This is a genomic window from Gammaproteobacteria bacterium, assembly GCA_003696665.1.
In the GTDB taxonomy this organism is placed as follows: Bacteria; Pseudomonadota; Gammaproteobacteria; order Enterobacterales.
In genome coordinates, this window is the sequence record RFGJ01000361.1 from 1 (window position 1) to 3,866 (window position 3,866).

At 52.2% G+C, this 3,866-nt stretch carries 4 protein-coding genes; all 4 read left to right on the forward strand.

All coding sequences use genetic code 11. The features are described 5' to 3' along the window. Positions 1-1,714 (forward strand): cadmium-translocating P-type ATPase (gene cadA / locus D6694_09415; GenBank protein ID RMH41065.1); only part of this gene is annotated, 1,714 nt, incomplete at its 5' end. After that, positions 1,715-1,906, forward strand: coding sequence for a cbb3-type cytochrome oxidase assembly protein CcoS (ccoS, locus tag D6694_09420; protein RMH41066.1), 192 nt, complete (start codon positions 1,715-1,717; stop codon positions 1,904-1,906). Then, entirely contained in the window at positions 1,845-2,642 is a 798-nt protein-coding gene (locus D6694_09425; protein RMH41067.1) for a sulfite exporter TauE/SafE family protein, read from the forward strand. Before ccoS ends, D6694_09425 begins: the two co-directional genes overlap by 62 nt. Positions 2,643-2,712: 70 nt before the next feature. Beyond that, a partial coding sequence (gene hemN, locus D6694_09430; GenBank protein RMH41068.1) for an oxygen-independent coproporphyrinogen III oxidase occupies positions 2,713-3,866 on the forward strand: 1,154 nt, incomplete at its 3' end.

The window sequence follows — 3,866 nt, forward strand, 5'->3', positions numbered from 1 at the left end:
CCGTGGCGCTTGGCAAAATTTGCAGCACCGCCGTCTTGGTATGGATGTTCCTGTTGCGTTGGCCATTGGCAGTGCGTGGCTGGTGAGCATGGTCAACACCGTTCGAGGCGATGGCGAAGTGTATTTTGACTCAGTGGCCATGTTCACTTTTTTTCTCCTGCTAGGCAGATATCTATTGCTCAAAACCCAACTGGCGGCCACCGAGTCCACCCTTCCCCTATCCGACCTACCAGACGTTGTCCAACTCCGAAATGGTCGCTGGAAGACAGTCGAACAGATCGTACCTGACGACGAAATTGTTGTGCCTAAAAACGGCGTCGTCGCGGCAGACGGCATTTTGATCTCGCGCGAAGCAAGAGTCAACGAAGCGATTTTGACGGGCGAACCTTGGCCACAAAAAAAAGTATTCGGTCATGAAGTTTATGCGGGTTCACGTAACGAAGGCGCCCCGTTCATGATGCGCGTGACCGCATCGGCGGACAGCTCATTTGCGGCCAAGCTACAGCGATACCAGACGCAAGCCATGACGTGTCGCAACCACCGTCAAACACTGATTGATAAAATTGCTCACCATTTTGTTGCCGCGGTACTCCTCACCGCTGTGGCCACTTTCATGTATTGGTGGATTACCCAGCCCGACATGGCGCTGGAAAGCGCGCTTGCGGTACTGGTTGTGTCATGCCCCTGCGCGTTGAGTCTTGCCGCTCCAGCAGCACAAACAGCAACGCTGTCTGGCGCCAGTCAACAAGGCTTGCTCATTAAAGATGCCGATGTCCTTGAAAGCCTCGTCCGGGTCTCCGACTGGGTGTTCGACAAAACTGGCACTTTAACCACTGGGCAATTCGTGGTCCAAAAATTCACGCCTCTGTCTGACCAATACACAAAGGCGGAACTCGACCACATCGTGGTAGGACTCCAACGACATTCTGAACACCCTGTCGCTCGCGCCATGACCAGTCAGTTGAGCGCCGGGGGCTATTCAGCCGTCGAAGCTGTTGCCCCGCTACCCGAGCGCACTGGCATGCAAGGACGCTACCAAGGGAAGTTATGGGTGATAGAGACCGTCAACAAGGATCGACCTTCCGCCTCACTCACACGGACCATACAACTACGATGCGACCAACAGCCCGTTGCAGAATATCAGCTTGGCGATGCATGGCGTCCCGGCGCGAAATCGACGCTGGCAAAGCTCAAACGCGAAAAACATCAGCTGACGATTCTGACAGGAGACCCGAATGCCGACCCGAAAATACTGACACAGGCCTTCGCTGTTGATGCCGCATTCACCGGCTTATCTCCCGAAGAAAAAGTCGACCAACTTAAAAAACTTAAAACCTTGGCCCAAGGATCAGTGGCGATGGTCGGTGACGGCTTGAACGACGCCCCCGTATTGGCACAAGCGGATGTCTCACTGGCCTTTGCCTCAGGCGCAATGTTATCCAGACAATCGGCGCAGATTCTAATTGTGTCCAATCGAATGAAACCCATATGGCAACTTGTTCGATGGAGCCAAAAGTGCCATCGAATCATTCGGCAAAACATCACTTGGGCACTTATCTATAATGCCATTTCCATACCAGCCGCAGCCGCAGGCCAACTGCCGCCTTGGCTTGCCGCCATTGGTATGTCAACAAGCTCTTTGCTGGTCGTAAGCAACGCCTTGCGTGCCCGTCGTCTCAAGTCGGAAAACCGGCCGATAAGTGAGGAGGCGTAAATGTCTAGCCTTTATATTCTTATCCCAATTACGCTATTGATTCTTGCCATCGCCATTGCCGTCTTTATTTGGGCGGTGAATCATCGTCAGTTTGAAGATTTAGAATCGCCAGCAACACGTATACTATTTGATGACGATGAAGAGGCCACGCAACAAGCCATCCAGTCGGAGCACAGCCAAAATGACGAGTGAAATTTCAATCCATTACGCTGCATTCAGCGCCATGTTTTTCACGGGATTGTTCAGCAGTGTGCATTGCCTGACCATGTGCGGTGGGATCGCCTCAGCGCTGCAATTGGGCGCGCCCCGCCACCTGAATTCATGGTTGGTCAGTATCCTCTACTCAGCAGGCCGGATCCTCGGCTACGGTGTGTTGGGTTTCGCGGTCGGGACGCTGGCGTGGTCAGTCACAACCCTAGCTGAAACACGCGCTGCGCTAGTGGTGCTGCGCTGGTTTGGCGCATTGATGATCATCGCTATGGCGGGCTATATTGGCGGCTGGTGGCACGGCATTCAGTGGCTTGAACGAAAGGGCCAGCAAATTTTTCACCCGATTCAGAAATTTTCAGGCAAATTGTTGCCATTGAAGAATGCCTATCAGGTATTTGGGGTTGGTCTTCTGTGGTCTGCGCTGCCATGTGGGTTAGTGTACACAGCTTTGGCTCAAGCGGCATCCAGTGCATCGCCCAAAGAAGCGGCGCTTCGCATGGTGGCGTTCGGCAGCGGAACGCTCCCGGCACTACTGCTGACTGGACAAGTCGCCAATCAGCTAAAACGTTGGCTCAATAAACAAGCCATGAAACGCCTTGTGTCTGCATTGCTCGTCCTCTTGGCCATCTGGACCTTGTGGCCAGCCTTGGGACATGGTCATAGCCATCACCCACATCAACACCATGGCAAGCATAAGCCGACCATGCATCATCACTGATCTTGGTCAATAAATGGCTTAAGCCTCAACGGTACACTAGCGGTCAGTGTTCCAATTCGGGCAGATGGTCATGAGCCAATATGTCGATCGCGGTTTGATTGAAAAGTACGACATGACAGGACCGCGCTATACGTCATATCCAACCGCGGTTGAATTTACCACGAATTTTAAAAGTGCGGACTATCGCATGGCGCTCCATGCCTCAAGTACTGACACGCCTTTGTCCATCTACATCCATGTCCCCTTTTGCGACACGCTGTGCTATTACTGCGCTTGTAACAAAATCATTACCAAAGATCGACGCAAGTCGCCGCCTTTTTTGCACCGCCTGAAGAAAGAGATCGCCATGGTGGCTAAGCAATTGGGTCGTCGCTATGTGAAGCAAATGCATTGGGGTGGAGGCACCCCTACGTTTCTTTCGGATGAGGAAATCCGCGAGGTGATCACCCATCTGTCCCAATATTTCGAATTGGATCCCGAAAACGGTGAATACGCCATCGAAATTGACCCAAGAAGCGTCGATGAACAACGTATTAAAGCGCTACGCGCCATGGGCTTTAATCGCATTAGTTTTGGTGTGCAAGACTTAAATCCGAAGGTACAAAAAGCGGTCCACCGCATTCAGCCCATTGAAGTGACAGAAAACGCACTCAGAACCGCCCGCGATGCTGGCTTTAAGTCCATTCATCTCGACTTAATTTACGGGCTACCCTTTCAAAGCGAAGCGTCGTTTTCCGAAACGTTAAGAACGGTTATCCAATGGCGTCCGGATCGACTCAGCGTGTTCAATTATGCGCATTTACCTCACATTTTTATGCCGCAAAAGCGCATTCGGGTTGAAGACTTGCCAAGCCCCGAGGAAAAACTCCGGATTCTTGAACGAAGTATTACCGAGCTGACCGAGGCTGGCTATCAGTTTATCGGCATGGATCATTTTGCCCTGCCCGACAACGAATTAGCGCGAGCACAACGAGATGGGACATTGCATCGCAACTTCCAAGGCTATACCACCCACGCCGAATGCGATCTGGTGGGATTTGGACCATCCGCCATCGGTCAATTGCCCGGCGCTTATGTGCAAAATGTCAAGACACTCGAGGAGTATTACGACGCGATTGATAATGACCGTCTTCCGGTCTGGCGAGGCAAAGTCCTCACCCAGGATGACAAAATTCGCCGTGCCGCCATCATGCAATTGATCTGCCATTTTGAGCTTGACATGCA

What these genes read in the sequence shown, in the direction of transcription:
- ccoS (RMH41066.1), top strand. Translation starts at nt 1,715, where the DNA reads ATGTCTAGCCTTTATATTCTTATCCCAATTACGCTATTGATTCTTGCC.
- D6694_09425 (RMH41067.1), top strand. Translation starts at nt 1,845, where the DNA reads ATGACGATGAAGAGGCCACGCAACAAGCCATCCAGTCGGAGCACAGCC.